General features: G+C 74.0%; 19 protein-coding genes. 8 read left to right on the top strand and 11 right to left on the bottom strand.

Going from position 1 to position 24,397, the window contains the following annotated elements; translation table 11 throughout:
• Positions 1–59: 59 nt before the first annotated feature.
• From I4I81_RS01565 to I4I81_RS01555, 3 genes are all read right to left on the bottom strand, one after another.
• A complete protein-coding gene (locus I4I81_RS01565) occupies positions 60–6,155 on the bottom strand; it encodes a PDDEXK-like endonuclease domain-containing protein (protein ID WP_218615745.1) in 6,096 nt (2,031 codons plus the stop codon).
• An 89-nt stretch (positions 6,156–6,244) separates the two neighbouring features.
• Positions 6,245–7,288, bottom strand: coding sequence for an NAD(P)-dependent alcohol dehydrogenase (locus tag I4I81_RS01560; RefSeq protein ID WP_218604794.1), 1,044 nt, complete (start codon positions 7,286–7,288; stop codon positions 6,245–6,247).
• Between the two features lie 60 nt (positions 7,289–7,348).
• Positions 7,349–8,278, bottom strand: a complete 930-nt coding sequence (locus tag I4I81_RS01555) for an NAD(P)-dependent alcohol dehydrogenase (RefSeq protein WP_218604795.1) — start codon at positions 8,276–8,278, stop codon at positions 7,349–7,351.
• A 72-nt stretch (positions 8,279–8,350) separates the two neighbouring features.
• Between I4I81_RS01555 and I4I81_RS01550 the strand changes: the two genes are divergently transcribed.
• Both I4I81_RS01550 and I4I81_RS01545 read left to right on the top strand, forming a co-directional pair.
• Positions 8,351–8,992 carry a TetR/AcrR family transcriptional regulator gene (locus tag I4I81_RS01550; RefSeq protein ID WP_226363682.1) on the top strand — a complete coding sequence of 214 codons (642 nt, stop codon included), beginning with the start codon at positions 8,351–8,353 and terminating at the stop codon, positions 8,990–8,992.
• An 11-nt stretch (positions 8,993–9,003) separates the two neighbouring features.
• Positions 9,004–9,804, top strand: coding sequence for an aminotransferase class IV (locus I4I81_RS01545; protein WP_218604796.1), 801 nt, complete (start codon positions 9,004–9,006; stop codon positions 9,802–9,804).
• Here the strand turns inward: I4I81_RS01545 and I4I81_RS01540 are convergent.
• Both I4I81_RS01540 and I4I81_RS01535 read right to left on the bottom strand, forming a co-directional pair.
• Positions 9,773–10,258 carry an SRPBCC family protein gene (locus I4I81_RS01540; RefSeq protein ID WP_218604797.1) on the bottom strand — a complete coding sequence of 162 codons (486 nt, stop codon included), beginning with the start codon at positions 10,256–10,258 and terminating at the stop codon, positions 9,773–9,775. The genes I4I81_RS01545 and I4I81_RS01540 overlap by 32 nt on opposite strands.
• Before the next feature lies 1 nt (position 10,259).
• Complete coding sequence (locus I4I81_RS01535) at positions 10,260–10,595, bottom strand: ArsR/SmtB family transcription factor (RefSeq protein ID WP_218604798.1); 336 nt, start codon at positions 10,593–10,595, stop codon at positions 10,260–10,262.
• Positions 10,596–10,638: 43 nt separating this feature from the next.
• Here I4I81_RS01535 and I4I81_RS01530 point away from each other — a divergent pair, with 43 nt between their 5' ends.
• From I4I81_RS01530 to I4I81_RS01510, 5 genes are all read left to right on the top strand, one after another.
• Complete coding sequence (locus I4I81_RS01530) at positions 10,639–11,016, top strand: PH domain-containing protein (protein ID WP_218604799.1); 378 nt, start codon at positions 10,639–10,641, stop codon at positions 11,014–11,016.
• Positions 11,017–11,039: 23 nt separating this feature from the next.
• Positions 11,040–11,624, top strand: a complete 585-nt coding sequence (locus tag I4I81_RS01525) for a TerD family protein (protein ID WP_218615744.1) — start codon at positions 11,040–11,042, stop codon at positions 11,622–11,624.
• Between the two features lie 8 nt (positions 11,625–11,632).
• Positions 11,633–12,754, top strand: a complete 1,122-nt coding sequence (locus I4I81_RS01520) for a DUF4236 domain-containing protein (RefSeq protein ID WP_218615743.1) — start codon at positions 11,633–11,635, stop codon at positions 12,752–12,754.
• The gene (locus tag I4I81_RS01515) at positions 12,751–13,110 is read left to right on the top strand and encodes a hypothetical protein (RefSeq protein ID WP_218615742.1); all 360 of its coding nucleotides are present in this window, start codon (positions 12,751–12,753) and stop codon (positions 13,108–13,110) included. Before I4I81_RS01520 ends, I4I81_RS01515 begins: the two co-directional genes overlap by 4 nt.
• Positions 13,111–13,463: 353 nt before the next feature.
• A complete protein-coding gene (locus I4I81_RS01510; RefSeq protein WP_226363681.1) occupies positions 13,464–15,356 on the top strand; it encodes a DUF2075 domain-containing protein in 1,893 nt (630 codons plus the stop codon).
• A 5-nt stretch (positions 15,357–15,361) separates the two neighbouring features.
• On the opposite strand, the gene I4I81_RS01505 is transcribed toward I4I81_RS01510, so the two are convergent.
• From I4I81_RS01505 to I4I81_RS01480, 6 genes are all read right to left on the bottom strand, one after another.
• Positions 15,362–17,605, bottom strand: coding sequence for a GmrSD restriction endonuclease domain-containing protein (locus tag I4I81_RS01505; RefSeq protein ID WP_218603803.1), 2,244 nt, complete (start codon positions 17,603–17,605; stop codon positions 15,362–15,364).
• A 118-nt stretch (positions 17,606–17,723) separates the two neighbouring features.
• Entirely contained in the window at positions 17,724–18,071 is a 348-nt protein-coding gene (locus I4I81_RS01500; protein ID WP_218603804.1) for a HepT-like ribonuclease domain-containing protein, read from the bottom strand.
• Complete coding sequence (locus I4I81_RS01495; RefSeq protein ID WP_226363680.1) at positions 18,061–18,345, bottom strand: nucleotidyltransferase family protein; 285 nt, start codon at positions 18,343–18,345, stop codon at positions 18,061–18,063. Before I4I81_RS01495 ends, I4I81_RS01500 begins: the two co-directional genes overlap by 11 nt.
• Before the next feature lie 70 nt (positions 18,346–18,415).
• A complete protein-coding gene (locus I4I81_RS01490; RefSeq protein WP_308187725.1) occupies positions 18,416–21,481 on the bottom strand; it encodes a DEAD/DEAH box helicase in 3,066 nt (1,021 codons plus the stop codon).
• Between the two features lie 27 nt (positions 21,482–21,508).
• Positions 21,509–22,108, bottom strand: coding sequence for an HAAS signaling domain-containing protein (locus I4I81_RS01485; protein WP_218603807.1), 600 nt, complete (start codon positions 22,106–22,108; stop codon positions 21,509–21,511).
• On the bottom strand, positions 22,105–22,452 hold the full coding sequence (locus I4I81_RS01480) for a PadR family transcriptional regulator (RefSeq protein ID WP_218603808.1): 348 nt from the start codon (positions 22,450–22,452) through the stop codon (positions 22,105–22,107). Before I4I81_RS01480 ends, I4I81_RS01485 begins: the two co-directional genes overlap by 4 nt.
• Before the next feature lie 39 nt (positions 22,453–22,491).
• Here I4I81_RS01480 and I4I81_RS01475 point away from each other — a divergent pair, with 39 nt between their 5' ends.
• The gene (locus I4I81_RS01475) at positions 22,492–24,396 is read left to right on the top strand and encodes a primary-amine oxidase (RefSeq protein ID WP_226363679.1); all 1,905 of its coding nucleotides are present in this window, start codon (positions 22,492–22,494) and stop codon (positions 24,394–24,396) included.
• The last annotated feature ends 1 nt before the right edge of the window (position 24,397 follow it).

The raw sequence follows: 24,397 nt of genomic DNA, 5'->3' as shown, positions 1-24,397 counted from the left end.
CCCCGCCGCACGCCGTGGCCCCCGGCAGGGCTCCGGCGTGCGGTGTACCGCGATCTCCGTCACCCCGCCGACGACAGCCGCGAGCGCCGGCGCAGGTCCGCCCGCCGACGCTGGAACTCGGCGACGAGGTCCTCGCGCGGCGGCAGCACCCAGTGGGTCGTGCGGTCGGCGCCGCGACGCTCCAGAGCCCCCTCCCCGGTGAGCACCGTGAGCAGGTGCAGCGCGGCGTCCGGCCCGACGCCGAGCAGGTTGCGCACGGCGACGACGGTCAGGGGCCGGTGGCGGGCGACGTCGAGCATCGTGGCCTGCTGAGCCGATGTCGGCGACGCGTGCCGAACCTGCGGCGGCTCGGCCCGCAGCGACGGGCCGCTGTCGACGGGGTCCGGGGTGCGGGGCCGGGCCGGTGCTTCGGCGAACAGGTCCACGGTCTCCTGCACGGGGGCGTACCGGCGCGACGGCTCGGCGAAGAGGTCGGCGGGCTCGGTGACGGGGAGCGGTCCGGGACGGTGCGGCGGCTCCGCGAACAGCTCGATCGCCTCCCCCGCGTCGGGGATCGTGACCGACCCGAACGCGCCCGACCCGAACGCGCCCGGCCCGACCGGGTCCGCCCCGCCTGCGCCCGGCGGAACGTCGCCCGACCCGACGAGGTCCGGCCCGATGTGGTTCGGCCCCACGGTCCCGGGTTCGACGGCACCCGGCTCGACGACACCCGGCTCGACGGGGCCCGGCCCGAGGTGGCCCGGCCCGAGGTGGATCGACCCGACGCGATCGGGCTCGAGACCAACCGGACCGGGATCGGGCGGGCCGTCCCCACCGAGCCGCACATCGGCCCGGCCGACGGCATCCGTCTCGAACTCGTACGGCTCGAACTCGACCGACCCGCATGCGGCACCCACGTCCTCGGCAGGTACGGGGTCGGCGGGTACGGACCCGACCTGCGCTGCGGCGGTCGACGCCGGTTCGACCGCCGCGTACCCGGCCGGCATCGACTCCGCCGGCACGTGCCACGCCGACCAGGGTCCGGCCGGTGCCGGCCAGGCAGGCGGCACGTCGGCGGGCAGGGAGTCGACGGGCTGCTGATCCGCGGGCCGCGAGCCGACGGGCTGCTGATCCGCGGGCCGCTGATCCGCGGGCCGCGAGCCGACGGGCTGCTGGTCCGCGGGCCGCGGGCCGCGGGGCGGCAGGTCGACGGGCAGCGGGTCGCAGGGCAGCGGGTCGCAGGGCAGCGGGTCGCAGGGCAGCGGGTCGCAGGGCGGCAGGTCGGCGGGCGGAGGCCCGGGTTCCGCGCCCGGAACCGTGGCCTCGGCCGACCCCTCCGGCTCGACGACGTGCGTCGGGAGCCCACGGTCGTCGGGAGCCCGCAGCTCGGGAGCAGGTGCCGCCGCCTCGACGACGGGCTCCACATCCGGCTCCCGGACCTCGAACAGCGACCCCGCGGCGGGCACCGCGTCATCCGCCACCTCGCGCAGCGCGTGCCGCCCGGTCGGGCGCGGCCCACGGTTCGCCGCGTCCGCCGACACCCGCGGCCCGGGCATCCGCACCGTGACCTCCGGCCCGCTCCAGGTGGCGTCGACCACGGCCGGCGCGACCGCATGGTGCACGGGGACGAGGCCGGTGGCCGCATCCCGCACGCCCGGACCGCCGTCCGGCACCCGGGACTGCGGCGCGGGCATCGTCGGCTCCGATGCGACCTCCGGCACCACTTCCGTCGCGGGCGACGGGTCGACACCCACCGGATCGACACCCACCGGGCCGACACCCACCGGGCCGACACCCACCGGGCCGACACCCACCGGGGCGGCAGGTGCCGGGCCGACGGACGCCGGTGCGCCGGGCGGAGAACAGGCGACTCGGGGGCGGGAAACTCGCGACTCGCGGATCAGGGGGACCTGCATCGCGGCCGTCGCCGGTTCCGGTTCCGGGGCCGGTTCCGGTTCCGGGGCCGGGGCCGGGGCCGGGGCCGGGGCCGGGGCCGGGAGGTCCGTGGTCGCGTCGCCCGACGGCCCCTCGACGGACGGCTCCTCCACCACCGCCAGCGCGACCGTCGCCACCTGCCGGGCCGTCCACACCCCGTCGACGAGCTCACCGAGCGGCGCGATCCCCCGCTCCCGGAGCGCGGACCACACCGGGGCGAGGGCGGCGTCGGGGTCGAGGACGTGTACCGACTCGCGGACGCGCACGAACGTCCAGCCGCACCCCGTCAGCTCCTGCTCGCGGGCGAGGTCGGCGGCGCGCTGGTCCGGGGTGGTGCGGAACGCCTCGCCGTCGCACTCCACAGCGACCGTGCCGCCCGCGCCGGTGACGACGAGGTCGATCCGGCGCCCGTTGACCGTCACCTGCGGCAGGACGTGGAACCCCCGCCCGACGAGATCGAGGAACACGGCCTGCTCGAACAGGGAGTCGAAGCGGTCGTCGCGGCGGTCGGCACGCACTCCGGACGGCACCGGCGGCAGCTCCGGCTCGTCGGTGTGCGCGAGGACGTGCTCCAGCAGCGAACGGCGGACGTCGCCGGGCGGGAGGTCGACCGGGAGCACGGTGTGCACGACCCAGAGCTGGTCGCGGGCGCGGGAGACGGCGAGGACGTAGTCCTGGGCCGACGCGGGGTGCAGCGGCAGCACGACGACGTCGCGCTCGTCGCCGCGGAAGTCCCCCGGCGAGCCGACGCGCACGCGCGACCGCACCGCCCGGGCGAGGCGACCCGCGACCGCTGGGCCGAACGCCTGATCCCCACCCGGCACCACCACCCCGACGCTGCGCCCCGGGTACGCCTCGACGCAGGCCGCGACGGTCTCCGCGACCGCCTGCACCTCGTCACCCGTCACGTGGGAGCTGCGCAGCGCGGGCACCCCGTCGGCGACGGCACGGCGCAGCGGCGCGGGCGGGTCGTCGCGGCCGGGGTCGGGCGACCAGGCCGTGATCGCGGGCAGCCCGCGGAACTGGTCGCGCAGCCGCACGACCGGCCCGAACCGGGTGCGCAGCATCGAGAACAGGCTGCTGCCGGGGCCGAGCGCGGCGCGCAGGTAGCCGGGGACGTCGGGCAGTGCGGCGTCGACGGGTGCGGCGGCCGGGGCGGGCGGCGGGCACTGCCCGTCGTCCCCCACCACGACGACGCGCGGCGCGAGCCACAGCAGGAACGCGCACGTCGGGTCGAGGCGCGTGGCCTCGTCGACGATGACGACGTCGAACGAACCGGGCCGGTGCGCGAGCGTCTCGAGCAGCGCCGGGACCGGCAGCACCCACGCGGGCACGGCCGAGAGCGCCACGGCCATCGCGTCGCGGGCGCTGCGGCGCAACCCCTCCGCGGCCTCGCCGGAGCCGGCGCGGGCCTGCGTGACGGCGTGCCGGTAGGCCTGCAGGGCCTGGGCCTGCGTGGTGTCGATCCGCGTCAGGCAGGCGCGCCAGGCCCGGGCGACGGCGAGCTCGGTCGTCAGCGACCGCACCACCCCGGCCGCGACGGCCAGCTCCGCGTCCATCGTCGTGCCGGCCGAGGCGTCCGGCTGCTGGGCCATCCACGCGACGGCTCTGGCCCGCGCCCACGCCGCACCCCACCGCTGCGGGTCGGGGGCGGCACCCGCGGCCAGCTGCCCGGCCAGCTCCGGCGCCGCGACCCGGACGCGCTCCAGCAGCTCGTCGGCCCGGGTCTGCGCGCGGTGCTCCTGGCGGGCGACCTCGAGTGCGTGCCCGGCCGCGGTGTACCCGGCGGGGTCGAGATCGCGCAGCGCGTCGAGGAGCGGGGCGTGCTCGGGCATCCGCTGCACCGGCGGCACGGCCTCCACCTGCGCGACGGCCGCGTCGACCTCGGCGCGGGCCAGCCGCGCCGCCCGGTGCGCCCGGGCCAGCGTGGCGAGGTGGCCCACCCGCTCCAGGTCGGCGACGGACCCCAGCGGCGGCCGCGCGGGCGGCGGCAGCTCGACGAGCACCCGGCCCACCGCCCCGACGACGGTGTGCAGCCGCTCGATCGCATCGCAGGCGCGACGTAGGTCGAGCAGGTCCTCGACGGCGTGCGGCCCGTCGGTGATGCCGGTCCGCAGCGGGGCGAACGCCGCGTCGACGCGGTGCGCGATCCGGCGGACAGCGAGGTGGTGCACGGCGGTGACGGCGGCGGCCCGGGTGCGCGGCGGGACCCCGTCGACGAGGACCGCGGTGCCGAGCCGCTCCACGGCACGCTGCTCGGTGCTGCGGAACACCCGCTTGAGCGCCGCTCCCTGGCCGAGGTGCTCGGCGAGGCGCTCCAGCGCGTGCGCGGCGGCGGGTTCGTCGACGTCGGGCGCCACCACCACCGGGGCCACCACCCGCCGCGTGTGCTCGACGGCGGCGTCCACCGCGTCGAGCTCGGCCACGGCGTCGAGCCAGGTCCGGGACGGCCCCGATGCCAGCAGCGCGTCGGCGCTCGAGCGGGTCCAGCCGGTGGGGTCCGGCAGCGCCCGCAGCGCCGCGGCGGACTCGGCGACCTCCCCGGCCAGCGCCTCCAGCGCCGTCAGCGTCTCCGGCGGGAGCTCCCCGAGCGCCACGACGAGCTCGTCGTCGGGACCGGGGTGGACGTACGGGCCGCGGTGCACCGAGCCGGCGAGCCGGGCGAATCCCTCCGGCGACAGCGGGGCGGGCACCGGCAGGCGGTTGCGGCGCTCGCGGTGGCGCGGGGTCTGCCCGGCCAGGAGGGCGAGCAGTTCGGTGAACTCGGCGTCGTCGACGGGCGGCTGGCCGTGGACCGTGTCGGGCACCCAGCCGTCGCGCTCCGCGGTGCCGAGCAACGTGCGGGCGACCTGCGCGGGCGTGCCGCCGAAGCCGGGGGCGATCTCCGGGTAGACCCGGGCCTCGGCCTCGCGCAGCAGCCCGATGCGGGTCGCCACCTCGTCGCGGGTGCGGGCGGCGTCGGCACGGCGGGCGGTGAGGTCGGCGATGCGGCGGTCGGCGCGGGCGGAGTCGAACTCGGTGCGCTCCCTGGCCACGCGGGCGACGCCGCCACCCTCGTCGGCGTCGTCGAGCCCGACGCACAGGTCGCGCAGACCCTCGGGCAGGCGGTCGCGCAGCACCCGCAGCGACCCGGCGTCGCCACTGGTGACGAGCACCCGCTTCCCGTCGGCGAGCAGCGCACCGAGCAGGGTGGCGACGGTGTGGGTCTTGCCGGTGCCGGGCGGGCCCTCGACGACGACACCGGTGTCGGTGCCGAGCGCGGCGACGACCCGGGACTGGTCCTCGGTGGCGGCCAGCGGGAGCAGCGGGTCGTCGGTGACGGCCGCGGCACCGCTGCGCTCCAGCCAGGCCGTGCGCTCGGCCGGGGCGACGGCCCGCACGAGCTGGGCGAGCCCGAGCGGCACGGGCCGGTGCACGTCGCGGACGCTGCGGTCGATCTCGTCCCAGCAGCGGTGCAGCGCGACCGCGCCGGTGCGCCGCACGACCAGCGCCGGGGCCGCGGCCAGCACCGGGGCCGGGCCGGACGGGCGGGTCCAGCCCGGGTCGAGGGTGCACCGCGGCCCGGTCCAGCCGGCGAGGAGATCGGCGACGTCCGGGGCGAGCGCGAACGGCCCGGGCTCGCGCGGCGCGGGGGTGCGGTCGTCCTCCCAGCGCAGCGGACCGGTCACGGCGCAGACGAGGTCACCGGTGGCCGGGTCGGTCCGGACCGCCACCGGCTGGCCGAGCACGTGGACGTGCGTGCCCGCGGAGGGCAGGTGCAGCAGGCCTGCGGCGAGCACCAGCTCGCGGCCGGGGAGGGCGACGAGCCGGGCCAGCTCACCGACGCGGGTGACCAGGTCGTCCTGGGCGCGGCGGGCGTGCTCGCGGTGCGCCCACGGGCGCCAGAGCGCCATCCAGGCGTCGAACGCGTCGCGGACGCCGGGGGCGTCGACGAGGTAGGCGTTCTGCCCGTGCAGCGGCCCGCGGTCGTGCAGCACGGGCGGTTCGAGGTCGTCACCCGCCCGGCCGATCCACCCCACGACGGCGGGCGGGGCCGCGGGTTCCGGCTCCGCCGCGGACCGTCGTAGCCGCAACACCTCGTGCCCGTTGCCGATCGGGCACCGCAGGCCCTCGAGCCACAGGACGGCGTCGTGCGCGTCGACGTGACGGACGGGGAGGCGTGCAGGCGGCGCCAGCGCGCGCAGCACACCGACCAGGCGGACCACCTGGTCGCGCACCTGCGCATCTCGCTCCGGCTGCATCGCCACTCCCCCGTTCGCCGCGGTGCGATCACGCGACGCGATCGACTATCACCCCAACGGGTGATGGGCGCTGCGGGTTACGGTCGTTCTCAGGCGATCGTGGCCGCGTCGATCACGAAGCGGTACCGCACGTCGCTGTCGACGACGCGGTCGTAGGCCTCGTCGATGCGCGAGGCGTCGATGACCTCGATCTCGGCGCCCAGGCCGTGCTCGGCGCAGAAGTCGAGCATCTCCTGGGTCTCGCGGATGCCGCCGATCATCGAACCGGCCCAGCTGCGCCGCATCGGGATCAGCGCGAACGCGGGGACCTCGAGCGGCTCGGCGGGCGCACCCACGTTGACCAGGGTGCCGTTCAGACCCAGCAGCGACAGGTACTTCTCCATCGGCAACTGCGCGGACACGGTGTTGACGATCAGGTCGAACGAGCCGGCGAGCTGCTCGAAGGTGGCGTCGTCGGAGGTGGCGTAGTAGTGCTGCGCGCCGAACTTCTTGCCGTCCACCTCCTTCGACAGCGTCTGCGACAGCACCGTGACCTCGGCGCCGAGCGCGGCGGCGATCTTGACGCCCATGTGGCCGAGCCCGCCGAGACCGACGATCGCGACCTTCTTGCCCGGGCCCGCACCCCAGTGCTTGAGCGGCGAGTACAGGGTGATGCCGGCGCAGAGCAGCGGCGCGGCCTCGTCGAGCTCGACGCCCTCGGGGATGCCCAGCACGTAGTTCTCGTCGACGACGATCTTCTCGGCGTAGCCGCCGTCGGTGGGCCTGCCGTCGAGGACGCCGCCGTAGGTGCCGACGTTGCCCTTCAGGCAGTACTGCTCCTCGCCCGCCGTGCAGTTCACGCACTCGCGGCAGGAGTCGACCATGCAGCCGACACCGACCCGGTCACCGACGCGGTACCTCGACACCGCGGAACCGACCTCGGACACGATCCCCGCGATCTCGTGACCGGGAACGAGTGGGTAGTTCGTGCCGCCCCACTCGTCGCGGGCGGTGTGGATGTCGGAGTGACAGATGCCGGCGAACTTGATGTCGATCAGCACGTCGCTCGGCTGGAGGTCCCGGCGCTCGATCGTCGTCTTCTCGAACGGGGCCTTCGCGGCGGGGGTGGCGTAGGCGTTCACGGTGATGCTCACGGGTCCGGGATCCCCGGATCGTGTCGTACACAACCCAACTGTCACGACGGTCACGATCCGCTACGGCCGCAGCACCAGGTTCCCCACCTTGCGGCCGGAGTCCACCCGCCGGTGCGCCGCGACGATGCCGTCGAACCCGACCACCTCGTCGACCACCACCCGCAGCTCCCCCTTCGCCACCCGCTCCAGCAGCAGCGCGAAGTCCGCGGGCCGCTCCGGCGTCACGCCTGCCCGCACCCGCCGCCGCGGCAGCACGGTCTCCCCGAGGCTGGCGACGGCGAGCACCAGCACCCCGTCGTCGGTGAGCAGCCGACGGCCGGTGGCGGGGTCCAGCGTGCCGACGGTGTCGAGCACGACGTCGAACCGGTCGGTGATCTCCGCGAGTGGCGTGCGCCGGTGGTCGACGAGGTGCGCCGCACCCAGGCCCCGAACCAGCTCCGCGTTCGCCGCACCGCAGACGGCCGTGACGGTCGCGCCGGCGTGCGCCGCGAGCTGCACCGCGTTCGTGCCGACCGCGCCCGACGCCCCGACGACCAGCACCGACTGCCCGCGCCGCACGTCGCGCAGGAGGTGCAGTGCGGTGGTGCCGCCGAACAGCACCCCGGCGGCGTCGTCGTGCGACACCTCCGCCGGTTTCCGGACGACCTTCGCCGCCCTGACCAGCTCGGCGTGCGCCCCCAGTTTCGCGCCCGTCATCCCGCAGACCTCGTCGCCGACCGTGAAGGCAGCGCCCACGCCCACCGCCTCGACCACACCGGAGAACACCACGCCCAGCACCGGCCGCCGCGGCCCGCGCAGGCCGATCGCGAGTCGGGCGAGCGGGCCGAACCCCCGCGGGAAGCGCGCGCCGCGGATCCGCGCGTCGCCGGAGTTCACGGTGGTGGCGACGACCCGCACGAGCACCTCCCCCGCCCGCGGGACCGGGTCGGGCACGTCGGCGACACGCACGACGTCCGGTGGGCCGTACTCGCTGACGACTGCTGCCCGCATGGCGTCCCCTTACGCGTGTAAGTCTGTTGCCGACACGGTAGCCTTACAGTCGTAAGCCCGCAAGGAGGTGCCGTGCCCAGCCGTCCCGCCCTGAGTCCCGAGCGCGTCGTCGACGCCGCGGTCCGCGTCGCCGACCGGGGCGGCCTCGCCCTCGTGAGCATGCGCAACGTCGGCAGGGAGCTCGGCGTCGAGGCGATGTCGCTCTACCACCACGTCGCCGGCAAGGAGGCCCTGCTCGACGCACTCGCCGACCGCGTCTACGGCGAGATCGAGCTCCCCGCACCCGACCGGCCGTGGCGCCCCGCGATGGCCGACCGCGCCGCGTCCGCCCGGGCCGTGCTGTCACGACACCCGTGGGCACTGGGCCTCGTCGAGTCGCGCAGCAACCCGCTCCCCGCGCTGCTGCACCACCACGACTCCGTGCTGGGGTGCCTGCGCCGCAACGGGTTCGGCGTCGCGCTGGCCGCCCACGCATTCTCCGTGCTCGACGCGTACGTCTACGGATTCGTGCTCACCGAGGTCAACCTGCCGTTCGAGCCGGGCGAGGGCACCGAGGAGTTCGTCGCGGCGCTGGAGCTGCCCGCCGACACCTACCCGCACCTCACCGAGCTGGTGGCCGAGAAGATGAGGGGCCGGGACTACGCCTACGCCGACGAGTTCGGCTACGGCCTGGAGCTGATCCTCGACGGACTCGCCGCGCGCGCAGGGACGTAGGGTCGGACCCCGTGGACGAACTGGCATCGGTCGACGGCGTGATCGGCCCGGCCGCGACGGCGACGATCCCGGTCACCGACGACGGGCTGCTGCGCGGCGACGGCGTGTTCGAGGTCGCCCGGCTCTACGCGGGCCGGCCCTTCGCGTGGGACGAGCACGTCGCCCGGCTGCGGCGCTCGGCGGCGAACGTCCGCCTGGAGTTCGACCTCGACGCCGCACTCGCCGAGGTCGACGCGCTCCTCGACCGCGCCGGCGCCGTCGACGGCACGGTGCGCCTGCTCCTCACCCGCGGCGGGCGGCGGGTGATCGTGCTCGCGCCGCCCCCGGACGTCGCCCCGACCATCGCACTCGCCACGGTCGAGTACGCGCCCACCCGGGTGCTCGACGCGGTGAAGTCGCTGTCGTACTCCGCCAACATGCACGCGTCGCGGCTGGCGAAGGAGGCGGGAGCGGGCGAGGCGCTGCTCGTCACCCCCGACGGCACGGTCCTGGAGGGCCCGACCTCGGCGTTCTTCTACGCCCTCGACGGCGCGCTGCACACCCCGCCGCTCGCCGACCACGTCCTCGACTCGATCACCCGCCGGCACGTCCTCGCCGTCTCCGGGGCGACGGAGCGCAGCCTGCGGCGCGACGAGCTGGGCGATCTCGACGAGGCGTTCCTGGCCTCCACCACGCGCGAGGTCCAGCCGGTCGCCGCGATCGACGGCCGCGACCTCCCGGCCGCGCCGGGCCCGCTCTCCGCCGCCGCGGCCGACGCCTTCCGCGAGTACGTGCTCGCCGCTACGTCGCCAGCAGCCCGTCGATCTGGTTGATGGAGCCCGTCGCACCCTCGACGATGCCCATGTCCAGCACCTTCTGCAGGGCGTCGGCGCTCGCGTAGGTGCCGACGTAGGTCGCGCGCGTGCCGCCGTCGAACGCGACGAAGCGGTACTCGTTGTGCGACACGGGCAGGTCGGAGTTCGGCGTGAAGTCCTCGTGGGCGAAGCCGTCGTCGAAGGTGAAGCCCGTCGGCTCGTCGACGGTGACGATCTCCCAGTAGCCGGCGAACTTCTCGCCCTCCGGGCTGGTCATGTAGTAGGTCACGCGACCGCCGGGGCGCAGGTCGTGGTCGACGAAGGTGGCCGGGTACGTCGGCGGGCCCCACACGCGCTCGAGCTGGCGCGGGTCGGCGTAGACCTGCCAGACGCGCTGGAGCGGCGCCGCGAACTCCGCGACGATCGTGAGGGTCCGGGTGTCCATGTCGTGCGAGACGTCGGTGACGGGCATGTCAGTGCTCCTCTTCGGTGGCGATCAGTTCGTCGATCCGGGCGATGCGGCCGCGCCAGACCTGCTCCAGCTCGGTGAGCATCGAGCCCACCGACCGCACGGCCGCCACGTCGCCGCTGGCCAGCTGCTCGCGCCCGTTGCGACGCTTGGTGAGCAGGCCGGCCCTCTCCAGCACGGCGACGTGCTTCTGCACCGCGGCGAAGCTCATCTCGTAGCCCGCCGCGAGCGCGGAGACCGAGTGCTCCCCGGCCAGCACGCGGCGCAGGATGTCGCGCCGGGTGCGGTCGGCGAGCGCGTGGAACAGGGCGTCCGCCCGGTCCTCGTCGTCCTCGGCCATGTGACAAACATACAACTGATTGGTTGTATGTCAAGGTGGGCTCATGAGTTTCCTCGGCGGAATCATGGGCAACGCCTCCCGCATGGACCCGGCCGCTGCGGCGCAGGAGTACGGGCGACTGCTGGGCCAGGGCGAGCAGGTGCACGCCGCCTACCTCCTCGTGCGCGACGCGTTCCTGTTCACCGACCGACGCCTGATCCTCGTCGACAAGCAGGGTCTGACCGGGAAGAAGATCGAGTACCACACCGTCCCGTACCGCTCGATCACGCACTTCAGCGTCGAGACCGCAGGCACGTTCGACCTCGACGCCGAGCTCAAGATCTGGCTCTCCGGCAGCCCCGTGCCGATCGCGAAGCAGTTCGGCAAGGGCGTCGACGTGTACGAGGTGCAGGCGCTGCTCAGCCACTACGTCGCCCGCTGACGCGACCTCGTAGCCTGTCCGCCGTGCAGCTGACGAAGGGCGCCAACACCGCGCTCCCGCCCACCCGCTCGGTCACCGTGACCTGCACCTGGGCCGCCGTCGCCGGCCTGGAGGCCGACCTCTCCGCCCTCCTGCTCGCGGGCGGACGGGTGCGCGGCGACGCCGACTTCGTCTTCTACAACCAGCCCGCCTCCGCCGACCGCCGCGTCGTCCACGCCGGGAAGCGGGCCGGTGGCGAGGTGACCGACCGGATCGACGTCGACCTCGACGGGTTCGACGACGCCGTGGACGCGGTCGCGTTCGCCGTCAGCGCGGACGGGGGGTCGCTGGCCGGTCTCGGACCGGTGCGCGCGAGCGTCAGCGGCGGCTCGGGCGAGCCGCTGGCGTCGTTCGTCATGGACGGGCTGGACGCCGAGACCGCGGCCGTCGCCGTGGAGCTGTACCGCCGCGGCGCGCAGTGGAAGGTGCGGGCGGTCGGGCAGGGCTACCGCGACGGACTGGCCGGGCTCGCCCGCGACTTCGGCGTCGACATCGACGACGAACCCCCTCCCCCACCTCCCGGCATCGACTGGCGCCACCCGCCCGTCCCCGCCGGCTACGAGCTGTAGGAGCACCCGTGGGCTTCTGGCTGCACAAGAGCGTCAAGATCCTCCCGGGCGTGCACGTGACGGTGAGCAACAGCGGCGTCAGCTACTCCGTCGGGCCGCGCAACGCGCGCCTCACCCGGCACCCGGGCGGCCGGATCAGCAGCACCGTCGGTCTGGCGCGGATGGGCCTGGTCCACTCGACGACGCTGCGCGAGCCGCGCGCGAACCGGCCGGCCCCGCCGCCCGCACCCACACCCACACCCACACCCACACCGCCACCCACACCGCCGCCCGCACCGCCGCCCGCACCCACACCGCCGCCTGCTCCCGCGTCCGCACCGCCCACGTCCTGGCCACCCGCCCCTGCCCCGCCGACCCCCGCCGTGCCCCCGCCGCCGACCTGGGCCGCGCCGGCCGCCCCCGTCGATCCGCCCTGGGAGCGCGACCTCCTCGACGCCCTGCACACCGGCCGCTACGCCGACGTCGCCCGCACCCACGGCCGGGCCGACCCCACCGCCTGCCTCCTCGCCGCAGCCCTCGACGGCCTCGCCGAGCCGGACCCCGTCCGCTCCCGGGAGCTGCTCGGCTGGGTCGCGGCACAGGGCACGGCGGCACTGCGCGACCACCCCTTCACGACCCGCCATCTCGCGGACCGCACCTGGCCCGTCCAGATCGCCCACGGCGCCACCGCCTACCTCGGGATCGCCCACGACGTCGTGCTGCTCGCCGTCGCCGAGCTGCACCAGGCCGCGGGTGACCTGGACGCGGCGATCTGGACCGTCGAGCAGGCCGACCCCACCGCCCCCGCCGCGCTCTCCCTCACCGAGCTCTACAGCGACGCGGGCCGGCACGCCGACGTGGTCGACCTGACGGGGACGACCGTCAACGCCGACGACGCCACCGCCCTGCTGCTGGTGTTCCGCGGCCGCGCCTGGGCCGAGCTCGGCTACCCCGACGCCGCCCGCGAGGCGCTGCAGGAGGCGCTGCGCGTCCCCCGCGCCTCCTCCGTCCGGCACCGGGCGCTGTTGGAACGGGCCCGCGTCGATCTCTCGCAGAACCGGCGAGAGGACGCCCGCCGCGACCTGGAGACGATCCTGCGCGACGACCCGACCTTCCCCGGGCTCACCGAGACGCTGTGGTCGCTGCGATGACGACCTGGACCGCGCAGGAGTGCGCCGACGCCTGGGGCGTCAAGATCGGGACGTGGCACGGCTACGTCTCCCGCGGGCAGGCCCCCGCCCCGCTCCCCGACGGCCGGACCTGGGACGCCGACGCCGTCCGCACCTTCCCCCGCCCCGGCGTGGGCCGGTCCCGGAGCGGGGCGACCGCCGATGCCCAGGCACTCCTGGCCGAGATGACCCAGGTCGCCGCCGGCATCGAGCACCTCCGCGTCCGCCAGCGCGAGCTGCTGGCGGCAGGTAAGGAGGAGGGTCTCGAAGTGCTGGCGATGTCCAAGGCGCTTGGCATCTCCCGCCAGACCGCGGCCAACTGGCTCCGCGACGTCTGACGCGGTCGGGCACAACGCGAAGCCCCACCGGCTCGAACCCGACCCTGGGCGGGCGCGCGGGACCGCGATCGTCCGCACACTGCGGCCTCCTGCAGGGCGATGGTGTGCGATCGGTGCCGATCACGGTGGACGAGATCGCGACCCTCGCACGTGGACGCCCTGCCGATCTTCGGGCCGGGACCCGACCGGCACCCGATCGGAACAGCGGCGTCACGGGCACGGACGCGCCGGGGCCGCTTCGACCGCTGCCCCCCTCCCCTAGAGTCCCCCTCGCGGCCCGACGGGCACCGAACGCGAGTTCGTTGCTGCCCCCACCCGCACGCCGATGACGCGTGCCTCGTGGGGGAAACCGAGTGGCTCTGTTCCGTGACAACGCCAGTGCGCTGCTGGAGAAGGCCCAGGCCAAGGAGCTGCACGAACTGCTGGCCCAGCAGGCACGCATCCAGTTCGACGCCGGGACCGGCACCAGCGAGATGCGGTCGTGGGAGCTCAGTCTCCCCGAGTTCCTCGCCGACCTGCAGTACGCCGGGCTCGGTCACGTCGAGGTGCTCCTGGAACACAAGCTCCCGTACACGCCGAAGCGCGTGGACGCGCTGCTCTGCGGCGTACATCCGAGGACGGGCAGGCCGTCGTACGTGCTGGTGGAGCTCAAGCAGTGGACCAACGCCGAGTCGGTCGGCGACGACCTCGTCCGCGTACCGCAGTACGGCCAGCCGGTACTGCACCCGGCCGAGCAGGTCCGTCGCTACTGCCAGCAGCTCGTCGACTTCACCCCGATGCTCGCCAACGGCCACGGTGGCGTCTGGGGCCTCGCCTACCTGCACAACGCGGGAGCGTCGGGGTGGAAGCTGTCGCAGTACTCGATCGACGAGTACGGGCAGCTGTACACCCGCGACAAGCGGCAGGAGTTCCTGGACCGGCTCATGTCCCTGCTGGACACCGACCCGGCCACGGCGAAGGGGGCACGGACCGCCGCCGACGATCTACTGGACGCGTACATCGAGCCGTCCAAGCAGTTGCTGCGGCACGCCGCCGCCGAGATCAAGGATCGCGAGCAGTTCATCCTGCTCGACGAGCAGCAGGTGGCCTACAAGACGGTGGAGCAGGCCGTCGAGCGCGCCGACCGGGACAACTCGAAGACGGTCGTGATCGTCATCGGCGGCCCGGGGTCGGGCAAGAGTGTGATCGCGCTGAGCCTGCTCGGCAACCTCAGTCGCACGGGCCGATCGGTGCTGCACGCCACCGGCTCCAGCTCGTTCACCAACACGATGCGCAAGATCGTCGTCGGATCACGCAGCACCCGGGCTCAGCAGATGTTCGTCTACTTCAACACCTTCATCGGCGAGCCGCCCAACAGTCTCGACATGCTCATCTGCGACGAGGCGCACCGGCTCCGCGAGACCAGCGTCAACCGGTTCACGAAGGCCGACAAGCGCGAGAAGGCGAAGCGGCAGGTCCAGGAGCTCATCGACGTCGCCCGGACGCCGGTCTTCCTCCTCGACGAGCAGCAGGTCGTGCGGCCCGGGGAGATGGGCAACGAGACGGAGATCCGCGCGGCTGCGGAGGCAGCCGGCTGCCGGGTGGAGGTGGTGCACCTCGCCGGGCAGTTCCGCTGCGGTGGCTCGCAGGTCTACGACCAGTGGGTCCAGCGGCTGCTCGGCCTCACCCACCTGGATCCCGCACCCTGGTCGGAGCTGACGCGCGACACCGACGAGACCTACGAGGTCGCGGCCCTGCCGACGCCACAGGCCCTGGAGTCCTGGCTGCTCACCCGCCGTCCCGACGCCGGTGACACCGCCCGCATCGCGGCGGGCTACTGCTGGCGCTGGAGCGACCCCGAGGTCGTCGACGGCACCAAGACGCTGGTCGACGACGTCGCCATCGGCGGGTGGCGCCGGCCGTGGAACGCCAAGCCGGAGAAACCGGTACCGGGCGCCCCCGCCTCGCACTTCTGGGCCAGCGACACGCGCGGCTTCGGCCAGGTCGGCTGCATCTACACCGCCCAGGGCTTCGAGTACGACTGGTCCGGGGTGATCTTCGGTGACGACTTCGTCCGCCGGGACGGCCACTGGGTCGCCCGCCGGGACCGGTCCTTCGACGGTCAGGTGAAGAAGGCGTCGGAGCTCGAGTTCCCGGCCCTGGTGCGGAACACCTACAAGGTCCTGCTCACGCGTGGCATGCGGGCGACGGCCGTCTACTCGACCGATCCGGAGACCCGGGAGTTCCTGGAGCGGATGACCGCGTAGGCCGGTCAGTCCTGCAGTGCGCGCTGGCCCTCCGCCGCTCCCGCGTCGCGCAGCCGCTGCCGCGCCGTCGCCAGCTCGCTCGGCGCGAACAGTGCGGGGAACCGCAGGGCGATCGTCTCCACGGAGAACTCCAGACGCTGCTCCTCCCACAGGCGACGGAACCCGTCACTGGGCGTCGGCGCGTTGAGGATCCGGCGGACGGCGTCGAGTGCACCGAGCGCGTGCACCATCTCCCGCAGCTGGACCGGGTCGTACTGCAGCTCGGCCTTGCTCCGCGCCATCATCACGAACAGGGCGGTCTCCAGCGTGTCGTCGCCACCCGTCTGCTCGGAGAACCCCGCAGCGGAGGTGCGGTCGCCCGACGCCACCTCGCCGAGCCGCTGGACGTACCCGAGCAGGGCGTCGGCGGAGGTGAAGACCTCGCAACCGAGCTCGGTGAGCCGCGGGAGGTCGGCCTCCTCGGGGTCGAGCTCCAGCACCACCGGCTTGCCCTGGCCGACCTGCAGGCCGTCGGGCCAGAACGCCTCGGCGACGGCGAGCACCTTGCCGGTCTCGGCGTCGGTGATCTCCTCGTCGAGCAGCGGGCGGGCGTAGCCGAGGCCGGCCAGCTCCTCGACGAGGGCCGCGACCTGCGCGGTGCGCGCGTCGGGCGGCGCGGCGTCCTCGGTGACCTCCACCGGGACGAGGACCCGCGACTCCGGCAGCGCCCCGGCCATGAGCTCGCCCAGGAAGTCGTTCGCCGCCGCGGCCAGCAGCTTGCGCCGGGCCGCGAGGAACTTCGGGTAGTCCTGGAGCCGCCACAGGCCGTCGGGGATCCACTGCGTGTCCCGCGCGGCGACACCCGGCAGGTACTCACGCGGCTCGCGGCCGTGCAGCGCCGTGGCCGTCGACGGGGTGACGAACGCGTAGTTGGCGACCGAGTTGATCTCGGCGCGCGAGTAGCCGGCCTGGGCGAGGAGGGCACGCGGGAAGATCTCGTGCACCTCGATGGCGCCGGTGTCGGCGCCCAGCGGGCGGCCGCTGAGGAGGTCCTGCGCACCTCCGGTGCGGGTCACCAGGTAGAGCAGCGGGTACGAGCGTGAGCCGCGGCCGTCACCCTCGAAGTCCTGCGGGTCGATGGTCAGCCGTCCCTTGCGGATGCGCCGCAGGCTGGTGATCACGCCGTCGATGCCGTCGCGGTCGACGGTCTCGAGGTCGCGGTTCAGGGTCGTCTCACCGGAGGCCGCGTAGCGGCCGCGGACGGCGGCGTGCACGAACCAGCACAGGGCGCGGTCGGCCTCGGCCTGGTCGGCGAACCGGCCGCCGCGGGTGTGCAGCAGGCGGGTCAGCACCGGGATCCCGGCCCGGCCGAACAGCACGCGGTCGTGGTCGAGGCCGAGCCGGGACGAGAACAGGTCGAGCAGGTGGTCGACGTTGTGCAGCGTCTTGAACAGCGCGTCCTGGAAGTCACCCGCAGACACGTCCTCCAGTGCCGAGAACGAGGCCCGGCCGGTGACGACGGCGTTGACGTTGCGCAGCAGCCAGTCCGGGGTGAACCGGACGTTGCGGTCGGCGGCCCAGCGCTCGACGTTGTTGCGCATCATCGGGCGGGCGTCGGCCCACTCCGAGCAGATCCGCGCCAGGGCCAGATCGCCCTTCGACAGCTTGGTCCCGCCCGAGTTGACGCGGTTGAAGATGTCGACGACGACGTCGACGGTCTTGTCCGGACCGGTGATCGCGTCGACGTAGAACTCGCGGTCGAGCACGTTGCGCAGCGTCTGCAGGCGGTCGAGGTACTCGAAGAACCGGGCCGCGGTGTCGGGGTGGCCGTGCAGGTCCTTGGCCACCGCGGTGGGACCGTCGACGAACAGCGCGGTGACGTCGATCCAGCGCGGGTCGTCCTTCATCTTGACCGGGCCGTAGAACTCGAACGACTCCGTCTCGACGTTGAACCGCAGCCCGGAGAACGCCTCCGCATCGCCGTCGAAGAACGCCGGCGGGCGGCCGCGGATCAGCCCGTAGAGGGTGGTGACCCGCTGCTGGCCGTCCAGGAGCAGCGACTTCGTCCCCCGAGCGCCCACCGCACCCCGTACGGCCTGCTCGGAGGTGTCGGTCTCCCACACCAGCAGCGCACCGACCGGGTAGCCCCGGTACAGCGACCGCATGAGGCCGCGCACCTGGTCCCGGTTCCAGACGTACCCGCGCTGGAACTCCGGCAGGAGCATCGTCCCGCCGTCGATCTGGTCCAGGATCGCGCTCAACTTCGCCATGCCGTACTTCCCCCCGACGTGCCCGTGCCCATCCTCTCTTCGGGCCGTCGGGATCGGATGTTACGGACAGTGCTCGCACCGTTCCGTCAGGATCCGGACGGGCTGCCGGAGTGTCGAGTCACTCGCCCGTGTCCAGCGCGGTCGCCGCGCGGCGGAGCATCTGGACGGACGCGCCGAGTTGATCTGTCGCGGTCGTGTGCAGGACTCCGATATCGACGGACCAGTAGCCGTGCACGATGCGGTTGCGCAGGCGGGCCGGACTGCGCCGGGGAATCTCCGGGAACCGCGCTCCGGTCTCGTCGGACACGAGGGTGGCGGCCTCGCCCAGCACGGTGAAGTTCCACAGCAACGCGTCGCGACGCCGCCGGTCGGCGTCGATGTCGCTCGCGGAACGGCCCGCGACGAGGATCTGCGCCTGCTCGGCGGCGTCGATCATCTCGCGCAGCAGAGGAAGCTCACGCTGCATAGAAGGGCCTGGCCTCCTCCAGGACGGTGGCCCGGAGAATCGGATGCAGGGCGGTGCGGGCAACCAGCTCGACCGGCCGACCGAACACCTCGGCCAGTTCGTCGGCGAGGTCGTCGATCTCCCAGCCGAGACGGGCACCGGGACGCAGGTCGTAGAGAAGATCGACGTCGCCGGCCGGCGTGGAGTCGCCGCGGGCGACGGAACCGAACACGAGCAGCGTCGAGATCCCGTACCGGCGGCACACCTCGTCGAGCCTCTCGACGTCGACGTTCACGGCGCCTCCCCTCGACGATCTCCGACGCCGTCCTCGCACGCCCGATCGCCCGCACCGGGGTCCTCTCGCCTCACGACGCCACCACCGACGCCGTCCGGAACACCTCCGCCGGCATGGCCCGGTCCAGCGACCACGTGATCGCGATCGGACGCTCCCCCACGTGCTCGACGTACCGGCACAGCCCCAGGCACAGGAACGGGGCCGGACCCAGGTCGTCGGTCGGGGTCTCCCGCACGAACAGCGCCACGTGCGAGCCGCCGGTCAGGTACCGCTGCCCCGGCCCCGACGCCACCGTCGTCGCGTTCGGCGACTCCCAGTGGAACCGGTTCGGGCTCAGGGCGAAGTCGCGGTACATCGTCGTCGGGGAGAAGTCGCGCTCGGTCTTGCGCAGGTTGACCAGCAGGGCGTCGGTCCCGGTCTCCGGCGCCCACGCCACGCCCTGGGCGTGGCCGTGCGCCTTGCGGGTCAGCGACGCCCAGCCGAGCGCCGCGAGGATCTCCTCGCGCCGGTAGTGGGCGTGGCTGAGCAGCGGGACGTGCAGCAGTCCCTCCCCCAGCGGCCGCGGGACGTGCCGGACGCGGTCGAACTGCAGCGCCACCAGCTCGCGGATCTCCGCGCACACCGCCGGATGACGACGCAGGTGGGTGAGGCCGTCGTCGTACGTGGCGTGGCCGCCGCGGTCGGGCCACAGCAGGAAGAACAGCATCCGGGCCAGGCTCCGCTCACGGTCGGTCAGGTCGTCGTAGGCGGGGCCGGACGGATCGGCCAGCGCGGCGTAGACCTCGGCCCGTTCCCGGTCGTCGACGTGTACGAACGCGACGGTCTTCCTGAGCAGCGCGTCCTCGTCGGGGCCGGCGGGCGGCGTCGGCAGGCCGGCGTCACGTCGGAGGCCGGTCCAGGAACCCGACCGGTAGACGTCGACGAGCTCCCGCCCCGACTCCTCCAGGTAGCGGGCCAGTGCGAGGTCGCCGTGCGAGCGGACGTCGGCGACGAGCGCGCGGCGCGTGACCCGCAACTGCTGGCGCACGTTGTCGAGCACGATCTTCTCGACGACCCGGTCCAGCACCAGCTGCGACCCGGACGGGAGGAACGGGAAGCCGCGCTCGATGTCGTCGACGAGGGCCTTGCGTGTGCTGCCGGTCAGAGCCCGGTAGCGGACGTCGAACCGGAACTCGCGACGGTGCTGCCCGATGAAGTCCAGCGCGGTGAGCACCGCCTTGCCCCGCGCCCGGCGCAGCCCGCGGCCGAGCTGCTGCAGGAACACCGTGGCGCTCTGGGTGGGCCGCAGGAACAGGACGGTGTCGATCTCGGGGAGGTCGAGGCCCTCGTTGAACAGGTCGGCCGCGAACAGGCAGTTGACCTCCTGCGCCCGCAGCTTGCGCAGAGCGTCCGCCCGTTCGGCGGCCAGGGTCGAGCCGTCGACGGCCAGGCTGGGGATCCCGGCGCGGGTGAACACCTCGGCCATGTAGCGGGCGTGCGCGACCGAGACGCAGAACCCCAGCGCGCGCATGAGCGACACGTCGGTGACCTTGTCCTTCGTCTCGCGCACGACCTTCGCCGCCCGCGCGTCGTTGCCGGTGTACACCGCGTCGAGCGAGGCGACGTCGTAGGAGCCGCGCTTCCACTCGATCCCCTGCAGGTCGACGTCGTCGGCCACCCCGAAGTAGTGGAACGGCACCAGCAGGTCGGCGCTGAGCGCGTCCCACAGGCGCAGCTCGTAGGCGGTGCGGCCGCCGAACCGGTCGCGGACGTCGGTGCCGTCGGCGCGCTCGGGCGTCGCGGTGAGCCCGAGCAGCTCGCGGGGTGCGAGGTGGTCGAGCAGCCGTCGGTAGGTCGGGGCCTCGGCGTGGTGGAACTCGTCGACGACCACGACGTCGAAGTGGTCGGCCGGCAGCCGCCCCACCCCGTACGCCGCGAGGGACTGCACGCTCGCGAACACGTGCTCCCACCGCTCCGGCCGCTCCCCGCCGACGTACACCTCGCCGAACGCGCCGTCGGCCAGCACCTCGCGGTACATCCGCCGCGACTGCTCCAGGATCTCCCGGCGGTGGGCGACGAACAGCAGCCGCGCGCGGGGCAGCGTCGTGCGCAGGCGGGCGTAGTCGAGCGCGGCCACCACCGTCTTGCCCGTGCCGGTCGCGGCCACGACGAGGTTGCGGTGGCGGTCGTGCAGGATCCGCTCCGCGTCCAGCGCGTCGAGGATCATCGACTGGTGCGGGTGCGGACGGACCTCCAGCCCGGACACCGCCGAGACCTCGACGCGGTCGCGACCCAGGGCGTCGCGCATGCGGTCGTGATCTTCCGAGCGGTCGGGGTCGTAGTCGACGAACCTCGGATCGGCCCAGTAGCTGTCGAACGTGCCGGCGAACTTGCGGACGAGGTCCGGCGTGGCGATCGACGACAGCCGGACGTTCCACTCCAGCCCGTCCACCAGCGCCGACCGCGACAGGTTGCTGCTGCCGACGAACGCGGTGTCGAACCCGGAGTTGCGCCGGAACAGCCACGCCTTGGCGTGCAGCCGCGTCGTCGTGGTCTCGTAGCTGACCTTGACCTCCCCGCCGAAGCGGCGGACCAGCGCGTCGACGGCCCGCTGCTCCGTCGCCCCGACGTAGGTGGTGGTGATGACGCGGAACGGGACGCCGCGGCGGTGCAGGTCCGCGAGCTGCTCCTCCAGCACGCGGATGCCGGCCCAGCGGACGAACGCGCAGAGCAGGTCGACGCGGTCGGCCGACGCCAGCTCGGCGCGCAGCTCCGTCATCAGCGACGGCTCGCCGCGCGCGTTGGTGAGCAGCGCGGCCGACGACAGCGGCGTCAGCGGGCGCTCCAGCCGGTGGACGCCCGGCGCGGTCTCCCGGCTGAGCGTCACCAGGTGCTCGGCACTCGTTCCGACCCGATCCTGCACGGCGGCCACCCGCCCGAGCAGGTCGTTGACCAGCGCGAGCCGTCGGGCAGGGTCCCGCTCACCGGCGAGCGCCCGCTCGACGGCGGCTCCGACGTGCCGGGCGAGCACGTGCGGCTCGTCGGCGGGATCGACGACCGCGAACCGCGGCGTGAGCGCCGCGGAACGGGCCAGGTCCGCGTCGAGGGCCGCGGTGCGCAGGGACTCGTAGACACCTTCGGGGAGCGGCTGCATCACCGGGCACCGTAGCGTCCGGGCGGCCCCTCAGCCCCGGGCCAGCGCCACGCGCAGCAGGAAGGCGAAGATGGCCACGAAACCTGCCGCGAGGACCACCACCAGCACCGCCAGCCCGACCAGGCCGGCGATCCCTCCCGGCTGGATGCTCAGGGCCCAGAGCCCGACGACGAGGGCAACGACGGCCAGCGGCCACGCCAGCGTGCCGAGCACCTTCTCGCGCGTGCTCCAGCGCGGGCCGCTCCACAGCATCGCGATCCCGGCCACCCAGCCCAGCAGCGGGACGACGAACCCGCCGACCAGCAGAGCAAGCACGGTGATCACGTCGTAGGCCGTTGACCCGGACCGGTCCGGCCGGGCGTCCGGGGTGGTCTCCGCCCGGGCCGCGGCCGCGATCTCCTCGGGGCGGCCCAGCTCGTCGAGGGCCTGGCGCGCGGCCGTCTCGTCGGTGCCCGGCGGGACCGTCTCGGCGAGGTGCGCGCCGATCTGGTCGAGCAGCTCGGCACGCGGGGCCTGCGGGAGGTCGGACGTGGCGGTGCGCAGCCGGGTCAGGTAGTCCTCGACCAGCGCGGTGGCCGGGGTGGGGGCGGTCATCAGGCGGGCTCCGTGCGTCGGGTCGTGGTCGGTCATGTCCGTCCTCTCATCAGCAGTGCGTCCACGGCGGTCTGGAACCGGACCCACTCGCCGCGGAAGGTCTCCAGTGCCGCGCGGCCGTCGTCGGTCAGCCGGTAGTAGCGGCGCGGCGGCCCCGACGGGGACTCCTGCCACGTCGTCTCGACCAGCCCGTCGGTGCGCAGGCGCGACAACAGGGGGTAGATCGTCCCCTGACCGGCCGCGAGGGCCTCGTGCCCGGCGAGCTCGGCGACCAGTTCCACGGCGTAGTACTCGCGGAGATCCAGCAGGGCCAGCACGCAGAAGGCGACGGTGCCGCGGCGCAGCTCGCTCATCGACTTCCTGGTGCGGCCTGGTTCCATGTCTCACAAGGTACCTGCGCCCGCCGGGTAGCGCCACCGGTGACGACGGGAAGGCAGACTGCACGCGTGACGCACCCGCTCGATCCCCTCACCGCCGACGAGTTCCGCCACGTCGCCGCCCTGCTCCGCCGGGAGGAGGACGTGGCCCGCCCGACGTGGCGGATCGCCGGGATCGAGCTGCGGGAACCGACGAAGGCCGCGGTGGCCGCCCACCGCGACGGCGACGACGTGCCGCGCCACGCCCGCGCACTGGTCTGGGACACCACCACCGGTGTCCCGCACGTCGCGCTGCTCGACCTCACCGCCGACGCGCTGGTCTCCTGGGACGCCCACCCCGGCCAGCAGCCCAACGCGACCGTCGACGAGTGGCACGAGTGCGACGAGACCCTGCGCGCGCACCCCGACGTCGTCGCCGCGCTGGCCGCGCGCGGTGTCCCCGACCCGTCGCTGGCCCTGATCGACGTCTGGACCTACGGCGCCGCCCGGCTCCCGGAGGCCTACCGGGGGCGCCGGGTCGGCTGGTGCGACGTGTGGCTGCGCGACGCACCGGGCTCCAACCCCTACGCCCACCCCGTGGCGGGGCTGCGGCTGATCGTCGACATGAACACGATGGAGCTCCTCGAGATCGCCGACCACGGCGACCCCGGCCGCCCCGACGTCCAGGGCGAGTACGTCCCCGCCCACATCCCCGGGTACCGGGCACGCACCGGACGCAGGCCGCTGGAGATCACCCAGCCCGACGGCGTCTCCTTCTCCCTCGACGGCAACGCGCTGAGCTGGCAGAACTGGCGGGTCCGGATCGGGTTCACGCACCGCGAGGGGCTGGTGCTGCACCAGCTGGGCTGGGCCGACGGCGACACGGTCCGGCCGATCGCGCACCGGCTCTCGTTCGCCGAGATGGTCGTCCCCTACCGCGACCCCACCCCCCAGCACGCCGACCGCACCGCCTTCGACATCGGCGAGTGGGGCCTGGGCTTCATGACGACGTCGCTGGAGCTGGGTTGCGACTGCCTCGGCGAGATCCGCTACCTCGACGCCGTCCTGCACGACACCGCGGGCGAGCCGCAGGAGATCCGCAACGCGATCTGCCTGCACGAGGAGGACAACGGCATCCTCTGGAAGCACGTCGACGGCCGGGCGGGGGCGGAGGTCCGGCGGATGCGCCGCATGGTGATCTCCACGCACGTCACCGTGGCCAACTACGAGTACCTCGTCTACTGGCGCCTCTACGAGGACGGCTCCATCGAGTGCGAGGTGCGCGCCACCGGGATCATGGTGACGACCCCGTTCGTCGGCGAGGCCCCGCCCTACGGCGTGGTCGTCGATCGCGACACCTACGCCCCGATCCACCAGCACTTCATCGTCGCCCGCCTCGACATGGACGTCGACGGGGAGGGCAACACCGTCGTCATGACGGAGACGGCGCAGCCCCCGATCGGCCCCGACAACCCCGACGGCCTCGCGCTCGTCCAGCGCAGCGAGCCGATCACCGTCGAGGGGCCGCAGGACTACCGGTGGGAGACCCAGCGCGCGTGGAAGGTCACCAACCCCTCGCGCCGCAACGCCCACGGCACCCCCGTCGCCTACAAGCTCGTGCCCGGCGCGGCGGTGCCGCCGATGCTCGACCCGGCGTCGTCGGTGTTCGCGCGGGCGCAGGTCATCGGGCACACGCTGTGGGTCACCCCGTTCGACGCCGACGAGCGCTGGCCCTGCGGCGAGTTCGTCAACCAGTCCGCGGTCGACGAGGGCCTGCCGGTGTGGACCGCGCAGCAGCGCAGCGTGGAGGACGCCGACGTCGTGCTCTGGTACGTCTTCGGCATCCACCACGTGCCGCGCGTCGAGGACTGGCCGGTGATGCCCGCCGACACCGTGAGCTTCTGGCTCAAGCCGACGGGCTTCTTCGACGCCAACCCGGCCCTCGACGTGGCGCCGTCACACCACTGAC

The sequence above is a fragment of the Pseudonocardia abyssalis genome, from assembly GCF_019263705.2.
Lineage (GTDB): Bacteria > Actinomycetota > Actinomycetes > Mycobacteriales > Pseudonocardiaceae > Pseudonocardia > Pseudonocardia abyssalis.
The sequence above is the reverse complement of the archived record's forward strand: the minus strand, read 5'-3'. Positions and strand labels throughout refer to the sequence as shown.